Here is a 17,082-nt window from a genome sequence, read left to right as displayed (position 1 = left end):
CCCTCGGCATCACATGCGGTCGAGCACGTAGGTGATCGACTCGATGAGACGCTCCACCTCAGCCGGCTCCACCGCGACGAACGTGCCGATGCGCAGCTGGTTGCGGCCGAGCTTGCGATAGCCGTTCACGTCGACGATGCCGTTCTCGCGCAGCGCTGCCGTGACGTCGGCGGCGTGGATGCTCTCGTCGAGATCAATCGTCGTCACGACCTGTGACCGCACCGCCGGATCGCTGACGAACGGCGTGAGTCGAGTGTCGGCCTCTGCCCAGTCGTAGACGAGCTGTGACGACTGTTTCGTGCGTGCGTCGGCCCATGCCAGGCCCCCGTTGGCGAGCAGCCACTGCGCCTGCTGATCGAGCAGAAAGAGCGTGGCGATCGCCGGAGTGTTGATCGTCTGATGCTTGCGCGAGTTCGTGATCGCACCCTGCAGCGAGAGGGCGGCAGGGATGAAGCGATCGCCGTCGGCGATGCGCGCAGCACGTTCGATCGCAGTGGGTGACATCAGCGCGATCCAGAGGCCGCCCTCCGAACCGAGGTTCTTCTGCGGCGAGAAGTAGTAGACGTCGAACTGGGCGGGATCGACGAATGTGCCGCCTGCCGCGCTGGTGCCGTCGACGACGCTCAACGCGCCCATGGCATCCACTCGGCGAACCGGCAGCTGCACGCCGGTCGACGTCTCGTTATGTGGCCACGCATAGAGATCGACGCCCGGAGTCGGCACGTTGTCTGTCGCCTCGCCGAACGCCGCCTCACGCAGGTCGGGCGTCTGCAGCCACGGTGCGCTCGCGGCCTTGGCGAACTTGGCGCTGAACTCGCCGATGACCACATGCTGACTGCGCTGCTCGATGAGTCCGGCGGCTGCGGTGTCCCAGAACACGCTCGCACCGCCGAGGCCGAGCACGACCTCGTAGCCGTCGGGCAGGCCATAGAGCTCGGTGAGATGCTGCTGCAGGTCGGCGACGAGCTGTTTGACCGGAGCCGCTCTGTGCGAGGTGCCGATCAGGGCGCGTCCGGCGGTGTTGAGGGCGTCGAGCTGTTCGTCTCGCACGCGGCTCGGGCCAGAGCCGAAGCGGCCGTCTCGGGGAAGCAGTGTCTGGGGAATCTCGATGGAAGCCATGCGTCAATGCTAGCCGTCGACATGGCCGGACATCGGGACGATCGTTGACGGTCGTGCGCTGAGCCGACCGAATATTTAGGCTAGACTAACTTGGCGTGACGGCCGTGCGGGCGTCGGCCGAAGGAGGACTGCTCGGTGACTGATCTGATTGACACGACAGAGATGTATCTGCGAACCATTCTCGAGCTGGAAGAAGAGGGAATCGTGCCGCTTCGTGCGCGGATCTCAGAGCGACTCGGCCATTCGGGGCCTACGGTCTCTCAGACGGTCTCCCGCATGGAGCGTGACGGGCTGGTGGTGGTCAGCGGAGACCGTCACCTCGAGCTCACGGCAGAAGGGCGGGCAAAAGCCGTCCGCGTCATGCGCAAGCATCGTCTTGCCGAACGTCTCCTCTCAGACGTGATCAAGCTGGACTGGGAGCTGGTGCACGACGAGGCCTGCCGCTGGGAACATGTGATGAGCGAAGACGTCGAGCGTCGTATCATCCCGCTCATCTCGCGGCTGGACGAGAGCCCGTACGGAAACCCGATTCCGGGTCTGGACGAGCTGGACGAACAGAGCAATGTGGAGTTCCTGCACGGCGTGGTCGATGTGCACACGCTGGCGCGCACGGCAAAGGGGTCGCTGCAGCGGGCGGTGCGTCGAATGGGTGAGCCTGTGCAGCTCGATCCCGACCTGCTCAAGCAGTTCCGCGAGGTCGGCATCGTGCCCGGCGCCGAGGTCACGATCCAGGCAGTGGGCGACTACACGCGCGTCAAGGTCGAGGGGCGTGACGAAGGGCTCGAGCTGGCCCCTGAGATCGCGACGCACATCTTCGTGGACGACCACTGATCGAGCCGCGATCGACGTGCCCAGTCGAACGCGAGGGTGACATTTCTCACCGGGGTGTATAGGCTTGATGACTGTTCGTGTCAGGCCTATGCAGAGAGGAACCTCCGAACGAATGCAGAGTGAGAAGCGTGTGACCGCAGAACAGCGCTCCCCTGTCCACGGTCATGCCGCTCGCAAGCCCATGACTCGCCGCGAGATGCGTGCGATCTGGGAAGCAGAAGATCGACAGGTCGCACACTCCAGCCAGCCTCAGCCTGTTCAGCGCCCCCGTGAGGCGAAAGCCGAAGAGCCATCAGTCTCATCCGCTCTCGTCGTGAAGGCGGTCGGCGGCGACGGGCCTTCCCCCGAACGCATGCCTCGACGCCAGCAGCTGCCGAGCGGAGCCGTCTTTCGGCGAGGTCGACGTTCGTTCTCCCGCCCTCTGAAAACGGGGCGCGCCCGCAACATCACTGCCGTGGCCATTGCCATGGGGCTCAGCTTCACCGCAGCCGTGCCTGCGTATGCCGTGTCGCCCGCTGTGGCGGCGACGAGCAATCTCACGCAGCTCTCGCCGGCCGAGATCGCCTATCGTGAGGCCGAACTCGTCGATTCCGGCTCACTGCAGTCCGGTGCTCTGCTCGCGTCGTCGGCGAGCTATTCGAACGCAGACGGCGGCGATTTCCTGACTGCGGAAGAGCGAGCCACGGCTCGGCTGACCAGCGGCAACGTCTGCCAGGTTCAGGCGGGCTCGGTGACGCCCAGTGCTGCCGGTGTCATTCCGGTGCCGGCGGGCTCGTACACGGTGACGTCTCGCATCGCCGAGCGATGGGGGCGCATGCACAACGGCGTCGATCTTGCCGCGCCGATCGGCACCACGGTCGTCGCCGCATGGAGCGGCACGGTCATCGAGGTCGGGTCTGCCGCCGGGAACCCGATGATTCATCTGCGCACCGTCATGCCCGACGGCACACAGGTCGATCATTTCTACCTGCACATTCCGCCTGAGTCGGTCAGCGTCTCAGCCGGCCAGCAGGTGACGATGGGGCAGCCGATCGCCGTCGTCGGCAATGAGGGCCACTCGACCGGGCCTCATCTGCACTTCGAGGTGCACCTCAACGGCGGCAGCAATGTCTGGCCAAGCGGCCCGGGGCAGATCGTCGACGGACTTGACATGCTGCAGGCCGGAAACGCTGCCTCACTGCCCGGCTGTAAGAGCTGACTTTAGATATGGATCGCGAAAGCGTTAGGATGTACCAATGCTGACCAGACTGAAATCGTCCAAAGTCTCTGGAACTCTCGCAACACTCGCTGTAGCCGGTGGGCTGGTCTTCGCGACTGCGGTTCCCTCTCAGGCGGCAGAGGTCAGTCTCAGCCAGGAGACGGGCGTCACAGCTCCTGTGCGCGCAGAGATGCAGCGGCAGCAGCTGGCCGTGAGCACCAACAGTCTGGCCCCGGCAGCTTTCGATGATCTCGAAGCAGTGGGTACGGTCTCTGCGGACACCCCAGAGCCAGTTGCGGCACCGCCCCTTACGCCACCCTCAACTGTAGTGCGCACCGTAGGTGACTCGAGCGCGGCGAAGAAAGCTCCGACTGGATCAACTCCGGCCTCTGCTCAAGCTGTTGCAGGAGGAACTGTTGTCCAAACTGCAACGTTGTATCTTAACGTGCCTTATGCCTGGGGTGGAACGACGCCAGCCGGCTTCGATTGCTCAGGTTTCACCAGCTTCGTTTTTGCGCAGCATGGGGTTAGCCTTCCGCGGATTTCGCAGGCACAGATGAACGTTGGGCAAGCTGTCGGTCTCGATCAGGCACAGCCAGGTGACCTCGTCTGGATGAATGGTGGTGGCCATGTTGGCATTTATCTAGGGGGTGGCAAGGTAATCCATGCGTCTAAGCCAGGTGATGTGGTAAAAATCTCGCCGATCAGCGTCTGGAATGATTACGGATTTCGACGTATTTGACGCAGCAAAGACCCTGAAGCGCAGGTGAGAGCCGAGTCGAGAGACTCGGCTCTCACCTTCTGCCGCCGTAGCTCAGTGGATAGAGCGACAGTTTCCTAAACTGTGCGTCGCGAGTTCGATTCTCGCCGGTGGCACCATCCCGTGGCTCTCGCGAACAGGTGCCAGTCGCGGTAAACTGAACGGATGCTGATCACGTCCCGTTCTTCGAAGATGTCCAGCGTTCTTGCGACCGTTCTCGTCTCGGGCGGTCTGATCTTCTCATCCGTGGTGCCCGCACAGGCTCAGACTGCTGCCTCTGTGCCTGCTTCAGGGCCCTCGCAGCAGCTTGAGCCTTCTTTCGAACAGACTCGGAACGATCTTGACGCCGAGGCAGAGGGCCCCGTCGACGCAGCTACTTCAGAGGCGACGACGGTGCTGACTGTCGGTGCGTCGGAGTCGGCAGCGCCTGCAGAAGCAGCGACTGGAGTGACCGACTTGGCACGTCAGTACCTGGGAGTTCCCTATGTCTGGGGTGGCACGACTCCGGCCGGGTTCGACTGCTCGGGCTTCACCAGTTGGGTCTATTCGCACAACGGCATCAGCCTGCCTCGCGTCTCGCAGGCACAGATGAACGTCGGGCAGGCCGTCTCGCTCGAGAATGCGCAGCCCGGCGACCTCGTGTGGATGAACGGCGGCGGTCACGTAGGCATCTATTTGGGCGGCGGGCAGGTGATCCATGCACCGGCTCCCGGCGAGTCGGTGATGGTCAGCCCGGTCTCACGTTGGACGTCGATCGGGTTTCGCCATCTGTGAGGTGTCCGTCTGAGCAGGCTGTCGAAGGCTCACCGGCGCTGGCGCCCAGCGGTCGGTGCTGACGCTAGGCTGGGAGAGGGAGTGCAATCGGATTTCGGAGGAGTTCGTGTGACTGCAGAATCAGATCAGCGCAGCGCCGCCTGGGCGGGGTGGCGCGATCGACTCACAGCAGTCGGCGAAAGTGCCCGCAGAGGCACCGAGCGCTCGGCGATCCTCGATCTCAGCACCGCGCATCCGGGCGGCATCGCCCGCCTCTTCAGCGGGCGAGTCACCCGACTCTCGACGCTCATTCGAGATGAGAAGGCGCGCGCCCGTTCGATGCGGGTCGCCCGGCAGATCGAGCACAAGGCGGCCGAACTGGCCGAAGACCGGGGCATCGACGCGGTGCACCTGCTCGCCGGTGAGATGCTCTGGCACGGCAGCAGAGGGCGCTCCGGTCACCTGCCTCTGATTGTGCAGCCTGCAGCGATTCAGGCAGTGCCCGGCGACTTCGAGCTGCTCATCACCGGTCGTTCTCTGATCAATCCCGAGGTCGTCTCGCTGCTCGAACGCCGCTTCTCTTCAGAGATCGACGTCGACGGCATCGTTGCGGCCGTGCATGACGAGAACGGCTTTCACCCGGATGAGGCGCTGCACCGTCTCGATCGCGAATTCCACTTCGTCGACGGCGTCGACTTCCAGGGGCGGCTCGTCATGGGAACCTACAGCACCGCGGCGAGCGGTCTCTCGACGCGGGCTGCCACGCGCATCCACCCGATTCTCGATGCGGTCGCCGGCGTGCCCGGCGCGGCCGACGCGCTGCAGGAACGGGCCCGGCTCGTCACCGTGAACAGCGCGGACGAACGCTCTGCGCTGTCGGATGCGCTGATACTCGATGCGAGCGCCGAGCAGGAGCGCGTCGTCGCCCAGGCCAGCACCGGCACATCATTCGTGGTGCGCACAGTGCCGGGGTCAGGGGTTGCGCAGGCGGTGTCGAACATCTTGGCCACCCTGGTGCCGGTCGGGCGTCGGGTCGCAGTGGTCGCCTCGTCGCGCGCGACGCTGGATGCCGTGGCGACGAAGCTGGCATTGCGCGGGCTGGCCGGCATGGCGGTCACGGCGCAGCACCTGCGCCAGGACGTCGTGCACGCGATCTCGCGCAACGAGCGTGCACAGGCGCCCCAAGACCGCGAGGAGCGAGCTGGGGCCTACGCTCGCATCCGCGATGCGCTGCTTGGCTACCGGCGCAGCCTGGGGCAGGTCAGTCAGACCTATGGCGTCTCGGTCGAGCAGGCGCTGAGCGAGCTGGCTCGTCTGTCGCTGCTGCCCGACCCGCCGCACACCAAGGTGCGTCTGCACTCGACCGTTCTCGAGTCGCTGGCCGTCGACCGCACCTCGGCAGCGGCTCTGCTGCGCAAGGCCGCTGACCTCGGCCAGTTTGATTTCGGGCCTGACGACTCGTCGTGGTACGGGGCCGAGTTCGACACCCCGCAAGACGCTGAGAACATCTATCTGCTCGCCAAACGGCTGGCTGGCAATGATCTGCAGGTACTGGTCGAGAAGTCTCGGCGAGTGTTCCATGACGCCGGGCTGCGACGCCCCACGAATCTCACCGAGATCGGTGAGGGGCTCGCTCTGCTGCTGCGCGTGCGCAGCACCCTCGACCGTTTTCAGCCGGTGGTCTACGACCGGTCGCTCGAAGAGCTCATCATCGCGACGGCTCCGCGTCGCGAACAGGATATGCCGGTCGGCTCGCGCCGTCGCCTGCGTCAGCTGGCCAAGGAGTATCAGCGGCCGGGCGCTCACGTCAACGACGTGCACCAGGCGCTGCAGGAGATCCAGGAGGAGCGCATCCTCTGGGGGCAGCTGGTGGCCGATCACCGACCGCCCAACGTGCCGGTCGGCCTCGGCGATGTGAACATCATGTACACCGCGCTGACCGCCGACCTGCAAGAACTGCAGCGGCCGCTCGACCGTGAGCGCATCGGCGATCTGATGCGTGTGCCGGTCGAGCGGGTGCAGGAGGTGCTCGATTCCTTGTCGCGCGACGTCGGTGCGTTGGAGCATCTGCACGAGCGCGCCGAGCTGCTGGCCGCGCTCGAACGCGAGGGGCTCTCTGAGCTCGTCGACGACTTCGCCCGACGGCATGTGACGACAGAGCACGCCGCTGACGAGCTCGAACTCGCATGGTGGCAGTCAGTGCTCGAACTGCTGCTCGAGCGCGACGGTTCGCTGCTCAACGCCAACACGCAGGTGCTGGCGCGACTGGAGCGCGATTTCGTGCTCGAAGACCGCCGCGTGGTCGACGATCACGCCCAAGAGCTCGCAGCCACGCTCGCCAGTCGGTGGCGTGAGGCTATCGACCTGCACCCGGACGAGGCGGCCGAACTGCGGCAGCGTCTGCTCGACGACGCCGTCACACCGTCGACGCTCATGCAGCGTCTGCCGGTCGTCGGGCGGGCCGTCGCACCGGTCTGGCTGTTCTCGCCATACCAGTTCGGATCTGATGTGCCTGATCGAGCGCATTTCGACACGGTGATTCTGCTCGATGCGGCGAGTATGGCGCTGTCTGAGGCGGTGCTGCCGATCGCACAGTCCGAGCAGGTCATCGCCATCGGCGACCCGGTGCTCGGCACGCCGAGCCGGTTCAGCATCGACCCGAACGACCCCGAGGTGGTGCCGATCACCGACGAGCCGTCGGCGTTCGCGGCGCTGCGCGGGCTGCTGCCTGAGTTCACTCTCGACTTCAGCTATCGATCCGGCGGCCGTGCCCTGGCGTCGCTGGTGAATCGTCGCTGGTACGACCTGCAGATTCGCGCGCTGCCCTCGGCCGCCGAGTTCGCCGGACAGTCAGCCTACGACGTCGTGCAGGTCGAGGCCCCCGGACGAGGCACGCCCGACCCCGACAGCGGCAACGTCGAGGCGCTGCCCGCAGAGGTGGCCAAAGTCGTCGATCTGGCCTTCGCCACAGCGGTCTGGCACCCGGACGACTCGCTCATGGTGGTGACGCCCAGCGAGGCCATGGCACAGCAGGTGCGTGCGGCGCTGCGCTCCGAGCTGGCTACGCGACAGGCGCTGCAGACGTTCTTCGACCCGCGGCAGCCAGAGCCGTTCTTAGTGCTCACTGTCGCGCAGGCTGCGGCGCGCAGCCGCGATCGAGTGATCTTTGCGCTCGGATACGGCCGTACGCCGCACGGCCGGATGCTGTCGGCGTTCGGGGCGATCACGCCAGACCCCAGCGGGATGCGCTGGCTGGGGGTGGCGCTCACCCGCGCCCGTCGTCATCTCACGCTGGTGGCAGCGCTGCAGCCGAGAGGCAATGAGCTGGAACGGCTGACCGGAGCCCCGCGTGTGCTCTTCGACCTGCTCGGCGGAGAGCGCGACCCTGCTCCAGAGCGCCGCTTCTTCTCAGCGCAGGCACTGCTCGTCGACCTCGGACGTCGGCTGCACCGCAAGGGGCTCAAAGTGAACGATCACTTCGACGACGATCTGGGGCTGGCGGTCGACGACGGCACCACCCAGATGATCATCGAGACCGACTCCGACTACAACCGCGACACGCTTCGAGAGGTGCTGCGCCTGCACCCGACGCTGCTCACCAAGCTCGGCTGGAAGTTTCGCCGGGTGTACTCGTTCGAGCTCTTCGCGAACCCGCAGCGCATCGCCGACGAGATCGCGGCCGAGCTCGATCAGCATCGCGCTGCGGCCGAGCGACAGCAGCGCGAGTACGCGCGCCGAGGGCAGCAGTGACCGAACGTATCCGTCGCATCGGCAGTCGGCGCGTGGTCTACGGCACGGTGCCCGACGAACACGACGTGCAGGCCGAACGTGCGCTGACCCGGCGTGATCAGACCCTAGCGGCGGACGAATCCGCTGAGCAGGGGGAGTGGGGCGATCACACGGCCGAAGCCGAAGAGGACCGCTGGCTCAAAGCTCAGCGGCCTCCGCACTGGGGCTGAGCCGGCGAGATCAGTGTCTGCCGCTCAGCAGACAGAGAGAACCCCGCTGCCACGTCGATGCGGCGGTGGCAGCGGGGTTCTGCCATGAGACACGGTTCAGCCGGGCCACCCAGCGGAAAAGCGGAAGGGCGCCCGACCACCGGTCATTTCTGCGCGTGAGCGCCGGAACCGGTGGTGCCGTTCTGCGCCTGCAGAGCCTCCTGAATCTCTTTGAGCACATCGAGCTCGGTGCGGGGGTCTTCCGGTGCCTCGGGCTTCTTGGCGCTGTGCTTGACCTGGTACTCGCGCAGCTTGTTGAACGGCAGCACGATGCAGAAGTACAGGGCCAGCGCGATCAGCAGGAAGTTCACGATGGCAGTGATCACTGCGCCGATCGAGAAGTCAGCACCGTTGATGGTGAAGTTGCCGACCGAGTCGAAGTTGGGCTTGCCGAAGATCGCCGCGACCAGCGGCATGATGAGCTTCTCGACCAGTGCGTTGACCAGTCCGGTGAAAGCCGAGCCGATGACCACACCGACGGCCAGCTCGATCGCGTTGCCTTTTGAGATGAAGTCTCGGAATCCGGCGAAGACCTGTTTCATTGCGTTTGCTCCTGAATCATGTGATTGCACGCATGGCGCGTCGAGGGGCGCCCCGTGCGCCTGTGCAGCGTCTGTGGAACGCCGCCGCTTTCTACTGTATATGCGTTGGCGGCGTCACGGCGAGGATTCGCCGATCGGTGACGATCCAGTCGACCGGTCGGTCGTGCGCCTCGATCGGCAGATCGGCGATCACCTCCTCATCGAAGACGGCAGCGACCACGTGGGCGGTGAGCGCCCGGTCGGCCAGCGTGCGGTCGTAGAAGCCGCCGCCCTGCCCGAGTCGTGCTCCAGTGCCCGACGCCGCCAGTGCGGGAACGACGATGACCGACGCTTCACGCAATGCTCCCTCGGGCAGCGCCGCAGCATCCACTTCGGGCACGCCGAAGCCGCTGTCACGCTCGCCCGCCCCCGCGGCATCGGCCCAGTCCAGCCCGCCGTCGGCCCGTACCTGTGGCAGCAGAACACGATGTCCGGCCTCTTGCACGGCCGTGATGAACCCGCGTGTCTGCGGTTCGCTTCGAGCGGCCAGGTAGCAGGCGACGGTTGCCGGAACGCCACTGGTCAGCTGGCTGAGCAGGCGCAGCAGATTCGGAGTGAGGTCTCGCATCGGTGATGGCGACCGGCGTCTCGCTGCGCGGATGCGCTGGCGCAGCTCGGCCTTGCGGGCTGCCGAGGTCTCTGCCGCAGCGGTGCCCGGCGACGTCTCTGGAATCGGATCAACGGCCATCGGCACGAGTCTAAACCCGTGAGTGCGCACGGGTGCCGGTATGCTAAGGCGCATGACTGCAGAGAATCAGGGTGGGACACAACAGCGTCGTGCGGTGAAGGCGGTGGTGCCGGTTGCGGGTTTGGGGACGCGTTTTTTGCCGGCGACGAAGGCGGTGCCGAAGGAGATGCTGCCGGTGGTTGATCGTCCGGCGATTCAGTATGTGTTGGAGGAGGCTTCGGGTGCGGGGCTTTCTGATGTGTTGTTGGTGACGGGGTCGGGTAAGGGTGCGATCGAGGATCATTTTGATGCGGCGCCGTATTTGGAGTCTCGTCTGGCTGCTGATGGCAAGGATGCTTTGTTGGCGTCGGTGCGTGAGGCGACTGGTGTGGCTGATGTGCATTCGGTGCGTCAGGGTGTGCCGCGTGGTTTGGGGCATGCGGTGTTGTGTGGGCGTGAGCATGTGGGGGATGAGCCGTTCGCGGTGTTGTTGGGTGATGACCTGATTGATGCTGATGAGGATTTGCTGAGCCGGATGTTGGATGTGCAGGCTGCGCGGGGGGCGTCGGTGGTGGCGTTGTTGGAGGTGCCGGCTGATCGTACGCATTTGTATGGTGTGGCCGAGGTTGAGGCGACGGGTGAGGATGGTGTGGTGCGGATCACGGGTCTGGTGGAGAAGCCGGAGCCGGGGACGTCGCCGTCGAATCTTGCGGTGATTGGTCGGTATGTGCTGCAGCCGGGGGTGTTCGATGTGTTGGCGCACACGGCTCCGGGTCGGGGTAATGAGATTCAGTTGACGGATGCGTTGGAGACGTTGGCGGCGGATGAGTCGATTGCCGGCCCGGTGTTGGGTGTGGTGTTCCGTGGTCGTCGTTTCGATACGGGTGACAAGCTCGAGTACCTGAAGACCGTGGTCACGCTGGCCAGCGAGCGCGACGATCTCGGGCCCGCATTCCGCACCTGGCTCAACGACTTCAGCAAGACGCTGTGAATCTGCCGCTGCATCGGTGCGTCTGGGGAGAGGTCGCCATTCGCCCGGTGCGGCAGCGTGACTGGCGGGCGCTCGACGCCGAGCTGAGAGCCGGCCGGGCCTGGCTGCAGCAGTGGGAGGCCACGCTGCCCGGTCAGCCGGCGGGAATGCCGGACACCCGACGCCAGGTGCGATCGATGATCGTCAGCATGCGCGAGGGTCTCTCGATCACCTGCGTGATCGAATGGCACGGCGAGATCGTCGGTCAGATCAGCGTGGCGCAGATCGCCTGGGGGGCGATGAACTCGTGCTCGATCGGCTATTGGGTCGCCGAGCGTGTGGCCGGTCGCGGCATCGCCCCGACGGCGACGGCCCTGATCTGCGATCTGCTGTTTCGAGAGTGGGGCATGCATCGGATCGAGATCTGTATGCTGCCCGAGAATGCGGCTTCCCGCCGGGTGCCCGAGAAACTCGGCTTTCGCCCCGAGGGGCTGCGCCGTGGCTACATCCACATCGGTGATCGTTGGCGCGATCACTTGGTGTTCGCGCTGTTGGCCGAGGATGCCCCTCGTGACGGCCTGGTCGCGCACTTCGCGGCCGACGGCGGATGCTCGCCACACCGTGGCGAATCATCGCTAAACGACCCTGCCGAACGTAGGTTAATGCCATGAGTGGACTTCTCGGGCAGATCGGCGGCGCCATGCTGGTGCTCTGCATCGTGGGGCTGTGGCTCGCCGTGCTCACTCCAAGCTGGATCGAGCGACGCAATCTGCGCACCACCGCGCGCAACGCCACGCGTGTGCAGCGTGCCGTCAACGTCATCGCTCGCAACCAGGAACTCCCAGACGAATACGAAGAAGAAGTGAGCGCCCGCCGCGCAGCGGTGCTCGCGAGAGAGGCACGCCGAATGGAACGTGAGAGACAGCGTGCCCAGCGTAGCGAAGCCCGCCGCGAAGCCGGTCTGCCGCCGAAGCTGCGGGCTGCCGTGCGCGGGCAGCGAGTCGGCTCGACACTGAGCCTGATCGCTCTCGGCCTGGTCATCATCGGGGCGCTGCAGGTCACAAATCGTGCGAGCGGGTGGCTCTGGCTCGGCTGCGGCCTGGTCGTCGGTGTGCTGGGGCTGGCCATGCGGGCGCGGGCGACTCGAGTCGTGCGTCATCAGCGTCGTCGGCTCGCGACCGAGCAGACTGCGCAGCAGGTTCCCGCGCAGCAGACTCCGGTCTATGACGTTGCTGACGATCTCGACGCCGAAGCCCGGCGTCAGGCAGCTGCAGAGGATGTTCGGACGGATCACACCTGGACCCCGAACCCGCTGCCGAAGCCGCTGGGCGTCACCCGCGACGAAGTCGTCGCGGCAGCCCTCGCCGAGGCAGCGCGCATCGGTGACGACTCGGTTCCCGGTCTTCGGCCCGCGGCGCCGAACCGCGCTGCAGACGAGGAGCAGGCAGACGTGCGCCAGCTCCCGATCGTGACTCCGCAGGCGGACGCCGTGGGCGCATCCGCCGCAGAGGCAGCGCACAGCCGGGACGCGCAGCCAGCCGCAGAGGCGGTCGCCGAAGAGATCGAGGCATCGCTCGGCGAGCCCGACGAATACGACTGGATCGACGATCGTGCCGGGGTCGACGCGAGCTTCGACTCGGGGCGCCTCGACGACATTCTGAATCGGCGCCGCAACGTTGGATGAGCAGCAGCTCGTCGTCTGAGCGTCAGAGTGATTTGTCCTGCTCATAATTTTGAGTTCATCAAAATATTGCTAGACTGTGGGCATGAGCGTTCATGTCTCCATCGCTCCCGAATCGTGGGGTGAACAGCTGCGTGAGAGCGGACTGCGCGTCACTGCCGGACGCCTGGCGACGCTGCAGTATCTCGACGAGCACCCGCACAGCTCGGCCGCAGACATTCTCGCCGGACTGAGCGACGGCATGCCGAGTATCTCGGCGCAGTCGGTGCACAACATCGTGCACGATCTCACCCGCCACGAGCTCGTGCGGCGCATCGATCTGCCAGACTCCGGCAGTGCGCGATACGAGACGCGCACTCACGACAACCATCATCATGTGCAGTGCGTGGTCTGCGGACGCATCGAAGACGTCGACTGCGTCGTGGGGCATGCCCCCTGCCTGACGCCTGACGACGTGCACGGCATGCGCGTGCTGACCGCCGACATCACTTTTCGCGGCGTCTGCCCCGAATGCGAGCAGAAGCTGCGCGAACATGACCCCCAGTACTGAACACAGGGGCGACGTCGCCCCTGTGACACACAGAATCACAACCACAGCACGGAAGGAAGCACACATGTCTGAATCAAAGTGCCCCATCGACCACGAGACCGGAGCACCGGTCAGCGGCGATGCCACCGGGGTCGCCATGCCCGGGATCCCGCAGAAAGAGCTGCCGCATCCCACGCAGGGCGACGCCAGCTTCGCCTGGTGGCCGAAGCACTTGAATGTCGGGCTGCTCGATGAGAACCCCCGTGAGCGCAACCCCGAAGAAGACGGCTTCGACTACAAAGCGGCTTTTGAGGCGCTCGATCTCGACCAGGTCAAGAAAGACATCGCCGAGGTGCTCACCACCTCGCAGCCCTGGTGGCCGGCCGACTTCGGGAACTACGGCCCGCTGATCATCCGTGTGGCCTGGCACAGTGCAGGCACCTATCGTCAGTTCGACGGACGAGGCGGTGCGGGCACCGGGCAGCAGCGTTTTCTGCCGACCGAGGCCTGGCCCGACAATGTGAGCACTGACAAAGGGCGTCGTCTGCTCTGGCCGGTGAAGCAGAAGTACGGTCGCAGCATCTCGTGGGGCGACCTGATCGTGCTCGCCGGCAACGTCGCGCTCGAGATCATGGGGCTGCCGACTGCCGGCTACGGCGGCGGGCGCATCGACGCGTGGGAGCCCGAGAACGTCTACTGGGGATCAGAGCCGCAGTGGAAGGGCACTGAAGACCGCATCACTGACAAGCAGCGGCGCGATCTCGAGAAGCCGCTCGGCGCGACTGTGATGGGGCTCATCTACGTCGACCCCGAGGGCCCTGAGGGACAGCCCGATCCGGCCCGCGCTGCGCATGACATCCGTGAGACCTTCGATCGTATGGGCATGAACGATCGCGAGACACTCGCACTGATCGCCGGTGGGCACACCTTCGGCAAATCGCACGGTGCCGCACCCGACGGAGAGCACGTGCACGGCAGTCCGGCTGAGGCCGGCATCCAGGATCAGGGCTTGGGCTGGAAGAACGACTACAAGAGCGGCATCGGCGACGACACCATCACCTCGGGTCTCGAAGTGACGTGGACGTATCACCCCACTCGTTGGGACAACGAGTACCTGCACATTCTCTTCTCATACGAGTGGGAGTGCTACAAGGGAGAGGGCGGTCACTGGCAGTGGCGGCCGAAGGACGGCGCCGGGCAGGACATGGTGCCGCTCGCACACTCCGAGGGCCGTCGCGAGCCGCGCATGTTCACCACAGACCTGGCACTGCGCGTCGACCCCGAGTACGAACGCATCGGTCGTGAGTTCTTGGGCGACCAGAAGCTCTTCGAGCAGGAGTTCGCCAAAGCCTGGTACAAGCTGGTGCACCGCGACATGGGCCCGAAGTCGCGTTACCTCGGCAAAGAGGTGCCCGCAGCCGACTACATCTGGCAGGATCCGCTGCCCGCAGCGACCGGTGAGCCGGTGCTGGCCGCCGACATCAACGAGCTCAAGCGGCAGATCCTCGCCTCGGGTCTGACCCGACAGCAGCTGGTGAAGACCGCCTGGGCATCAGCCTCGACGTTCCGTGCGACTGACTATCGCGGCGGCGCAAACGGCGCGCGCATCCGTCTGGAGCCGCAGCGCCACTGGGAGGTCAACGAGCCCGAGCAGCTTGACCAGGTGCTCTCGGTCTACGAGAAGATCCAGAGCGATTTCAACGAGCAGAACGCGCCGCGCCATATCTCGCTGGCAGACCTGATCGTGCTCGGCGGCTCCGCTGCGATCGAGCAGGCCGCTCACGAGGGGGGCATCGACATCGAGGTGCCGTTCACACCGGGTCGCGTCGACGCCACTCAGGACGACACCGATCCCGAGACGTTCGCATACCTCGAGCCGACCAACGACGGGTTCCGCAACTATCTGCGCCCCGGACACTCGCTGCCGGCTGAGAACCTGCTGATCGACCGTGCTCAGCTGCTCGGGCTGCGTGTGCCCGAGCTGACGGCGCTGATCGGCGGGCTGCGCGTACTGGGGACGGGCTATGAGGGCACCGACCTCGGTCTGCTGACCGATCGTCCCGGCGTGCTGAGCAATGACTGGTACCGCAACCTGCTCGAGAACGGCAACGTATGGAGCGCGACCGACGAGACGCAGAACACCTTCGAGATGCGCCACTACGGCGAAGACGAGGTCGTGTGGCGGGCCAGCCGCTTCGACCTGGTCTTCTCAGCCAACTCGGAGCTGCGCGCTGTCGCCGAGTACTACGCCTCAGACGATGCTCGTGACATCTTCGTGCGCGATTTCGTGGCCGCCTGGAACAAGGTGATGAACGCGGATCGTTACGATCTGCGCTGAGCGGTGCGCAGCCGCTGAACGAAGCGCTGCATCCTGAGCGAAAGGGCCCCGTCCACGATCATTCCGTGGACGGGGCCCTTGCACGTCGCGAGCGCTGGCAGCGTCAGCGCTCAGACGATCGGCAGATCATCTCAGTTCGTCGGAAAGCCCAACTCGATCTGGCTTTCGCTGGGGTGCGGCCAACGCGAGGTCACGACCTTGCGGCGAGTGTAGAAGTTGAACGACTCCGGCCCGTACATGTGGGTGTCGCCGAAGAGAGAGCTCTTCCAGCCGCCGAACGAGAACGAGCCGACCGGCACCGGAATCGGCACGTTCACACCCACCATGCCCACCTCGATGTCGAACTGGAACTCACGGGCGGTCTTGCCGTCACGGGTGAAGATCGCGGTGCCGTTCGCATACTGATTGGAGTTGATCAGGTCGACGGCCTCGTCATAGCTGTCGACGCGCACCACTGCCAGCACCGGGCCGAAGATCTCGTCGTCGTACACGCGCATGCCGGGGCGCACGTGGTCGATCAGAGAGACGCCGATGAAGTAGCCGTCGCCCTCGAAGTGCTGCTCGCGCCCGTCGACGACGACCGTCGCACCTTCGCCAGCGGCAGAGCCGACGTACTCGGCGACGCGCTCCTGAGCCTGCCGTGTGATCAGCGGCCCCATCTCCGAATCCGGGTCGAAACCGTCGCCGATGCGCAGACCGGCGATGCGGGCCGCGACCTTCTCGATGAGCGGGTCGGCCGTGTCGCCGACGGCGACCAGCACCGAGACCGCCATGCAGCGCTCGCCGGCAGAGCCGTATGCCGCTGAGACCGCAGCGTCCGCAGCCGAGTCGAGGTCGGCATCCGGCATGACCACCATATGGTTCTTGGCACCGCCCAGCGCCTGCACGCGTTTGCCCGCGTGCGCCGCCGTCTCGTAGACATAGCGTGCGATCGGCGTCGAGCCGACGAAGGCCGCGCCGGCGATGCCGGGGTTGGTCAGCAGCTCGTCGACGACCTCTTTGTCGCCGTGCACGACATTGAGGATGCCATCGGGCAGACCGGCCTCGCGGAACGCCTCGGCGATCCAGACTGATGCGGAGGGGTCACGTTCCGAGGGCTTCAGAATGACCGCGTTGCCTGCCGCGATCGCAGTCGTCACCATCCACAGCGGCACCATGGCTGGAAAGTTGAAGGGCGTGATGCAGGCGACGACGCCGAGTGGCTGGCGCAGTTGATGCACGTCGATGCCGGTGGCGACCTGCTCGGCGAATTCGCCCTTGAGATGGTGCGTGAGCCCGGCGCAGAACTCGACGTTCTCGAGCCCGCGCGCGATCTCGCCGCGTGCATCGGGGACGGTTTTGCCGTGCTCGGCGGTGATGATGCGGGCGAGTTCGTCTGCGCGCTCGTTGATGATGTGCACGAGGCGGAAGAAGACCTGCGAACGCTTCGCGAGGCCGACGCGACGCCAGGCCCGCTGGGCCTCAGCAGCCTGCGCGATGGCGGCATCGACCTGTGCGGCACTGGCGAGCGGCACTTCGGCGGTCTGCCGCCCGGTTGCCGGGTTAAAGACCGGGCCGTACCGTTCTGCTTCGTCCGTCTGCTGACCGCCGATGACGTGCGGGATGCGAGTGAGCGTCTGCGTCGTGCTGGTGGTGGTGTTCATCTGAGCTCCTGTAG

The 17,082-nt window shown here is 65.5% G+C and carries 15 protein-coding genes and 1 tRNA gene; 12 read left to right on the top strand and 4 right to left on the bottom strand.

Annotated elements, in window-relative coordinates:
* Nucleotides 1-9: 9 nt before the first annotated feature.
* Nucleotides 10-1,119: a phosphoserine transaminase gene (gene serC / locus F8O07_RS00440; RefSeq protein ID WP_158030223.1), complete on the bottom strand. Its 1,110-nt coding sequence runs from the start codon at nucleotides 1,117-1,119 to the stop codon at nucleotides 10-12.
* Nucleotides 1,120-1,254: 135 nt separating this feature from the next.
* Between serC and F8O07_RS00435 the strand changes: the two genes are divergently transcribed.
* The 7 genes from F8O07_RS00435 (at nucleotide 1,255) to F8O07_RS00405 (ending at nucleotide 8,620) form a co-directional block, all read left to right on the top strand.
* Nucleotides 1,255-1,950 carry a metal-dependent transcriptional regulator gene (locus F8O07_RS00435; protein ID WP_158030222.1) on the top strand — a complete coding sequence of 232 codons (696 nt, stop codon included), beginning with the start codon at nucleotides 1,255-1,257 and terminating at the stop codon, nucleotides 1,948-1,950.
* A 130-nt stretch (nucleotides 1,951-2,080) separates the two neighbouring features.
* Entirely contained in the window at nucleotides 2,081-3,148 is a 1,068-nt protein-coding gene (locus F8O07_RS00430; protein WP_192496563.1) for a M23 family metallopeptidase, read from the top strand.
* A 37-nt stretch (nucleotides 3,149-3,185) separates the two neighbouring features.
* Nucleotides 3,186-3,890 carry a C40 family peptidase gene (locus tag F8O07_RS00425; protein ID WP_158030220.1) on the top strand — a complete coding sequence of 235 codons (705 nt, stop codon included), beginning with the start codon at nucleotides 3,186-3,188 and terminating at the stop codon, nucleotides 3,888-3,890.
* A gap of 61 nt (nucleotides 3,891-3,951) precedes the next feature.
* Nucleotides 3,952-4,027: transfer RNA gene (locus F8O07_RS00420), tRNA-Arg, on the top strand.
* 46 nt (nucleotides 4,028-4,073) lie between these two features.
* Nucleotides 4,074-4,682 (top strand): C40 family peptidase, encoded by a 609-nt coding sequence (locus F8O07_RS00415; RefSeq protein WP_225733110.1) that lies wholly within the window; start codon nucleotides 4,074-4,076, stop codon nucleotides 4,680-4,682.
* Between the two features lie 108 nt (nucleotides 4,683-4,790).
* The gene (locus tag F8O07_RS00410) at nucleotides 4,791-8,411 is read left to right on the top strand and encodes an ATP-binding protein (RefSeq protein ID WP_158030219.1); all 3,621 of its coding nucleotides are present in this window, start codon (nucleotides 4,791-4,793) and stop codon (nucleotides 8,409-8,411) included.
* Nucleotides 8,408-8,620, top strand: coding sequence for a hypothetical protein (locus F8O07_RS00405; protein ID WP_158030218.1), 213 nt, complete (start codon nucleotides 8,408-8,410; stop codon nucleotides 8,618-8,620). The genes F8O07_RS00410 and F8O07_RS00405 overlap by 4 nt, the downstream gene beginning before the upstream one ends.
* A 143-nt stretch (nucleotides 8,621-8,763) precedes the next feature.
* Here F8O07_RS00405 and mscL read toward each other — a convergent pair whose 3' ends face one another.
* Nucleotides 8,764-9,201 (bottom strand): large conductance mechanosensitive channel protein MscL, encoded by a 438-nt coding sequence (mscL, locus tag F8O07_RS00400; protein ID WP_158030217.1) that lies wholly within the window; start codon nucleotides 9,199-9,201, stop codon nucleotides 8,764-8,766.
* Nucleotides 9,202-9,292: 91 nt separating this feature from the next.
* Nucleotides 9,293-9,928, bottom strand: a complete 636-nt coding sequence (locus tag F8O07_RS00395; RefSeq protein WP_192496562.1) for a 5-formyltetrahydrofolate cyclo-ligase — start codon at nucleotides 9,926-9,928, stop codon at nucleotides 9,293-9,295.
* Between the two features lie 52 nt (nucleotides 9,929-9,980).
* Between F8O07_RS00395 and F8O07_RS00390 the strand changes: the two genes are divergently transcribed.
* The 5 genes from F8O07_RS00390 (at nucleotide 9,981) to katG (ending at nucleotide 15,425) form a co-directional block, all read left to right on the top strand.
* Nucleotides 9,981-10,898, top strand: coding sequence for a UTP--glucose-1-phosphate uridylyltransferase (locus F8O07_RS00390; protein WP_158030215.1), 918 nt, complete (start codon nucleotides 9,981-9,983; stop codon nucleotides 10,896-10,898).
* Complete coding sequence (locus F8O07_RS00385) at nucleotides 10,895-11,548, top strand: GNAT family N-acetyltransferase (protein WP_225733109.1); 654 nt, start codon at nucleotides 10,895-10,897, stop codon at nucleotides 11,546-11,548. Before F8O07_RS00390 ends, F8O07_RS00385 begins: the two co-directional genes overlap by 4 nt.
* Nucleotides 11,545-12,561, top strand: a complete 1,017-nt coding sequence (locus F8O07_RS00380; protein WP_158030214.1) for a hypothetical protein — start codon at nucleotides 11,545-11,547, stop codon at nucleotides 12,559-12,561. Before F8O07_RS00385 ends, F8O07_RS00380 begins: the two co-directional genes overlap by 4 nt.
* Nucleotides 12,562-12,643: 82 nt before the next feature.
* The gene (locus tag F8O07_RS00375; protein ID WP_158030213.1) at nucleotides 12,644-13,108 is read left to right on the top strand and encodes a Fur family transcriptional regulator; all 465 of its coding nucleotides are present in this window, start codon (nucleotides 12,644-12,646) and stop codon (nucleotides 13,106-13,108) included.
* A 64-nt stretch (nucleotides 13,109-13,172) separates the two neighbouring features.
* Complete coding sequence (katG, locus tag F8O07_RS00370; protein ID WP_158030212.1) at nucleotides 13,173-15,425, top strand: catalase/peroxidase HPI; 2,253 nt, start codon at nucleotides 13,173-13,175, stop codon at nucleotides 15,423-15,425.
* A gap of 131 nt (nucleotides 15,426-15,556) precedes the next feature.
* Here katG and F8O07_RS00365 read toward each other — a convergent pair whose 3' ends face one another.
* Nucleotides 15,557-17,068 (bottom strand): CoA-acylating methylmalonate-semialdehyde dehydrogenase, encoded by a 1,512-nt coding sequence (locus F8O07_RS00365; RefSeq protein WP_158030211.1) that lies wholly within the window; start codon nucleotides 17,066-17,068, stop codon nucleotides 15,557-15,559.
* Nucleotides 17,069-17,082 lie beyond the last annotated feature (14 nt).

Source organism: Pseudoclavibacter sp. CFCC 13796, assembly GCF_008831185.1.
In the GTDB taxonomy this organism is placed as follows: domain Bacteria; phylum Actinomycetota; class Actinomycetes; order Actinomycetales; family Microbacteriaceae; genus Pseudoclavibacter_A.
The sequence above is the reverse complement of the archived record's forward strand: the minus strand, read 5'-3'. Positions and strand labels throughout refer to the sequence as shown.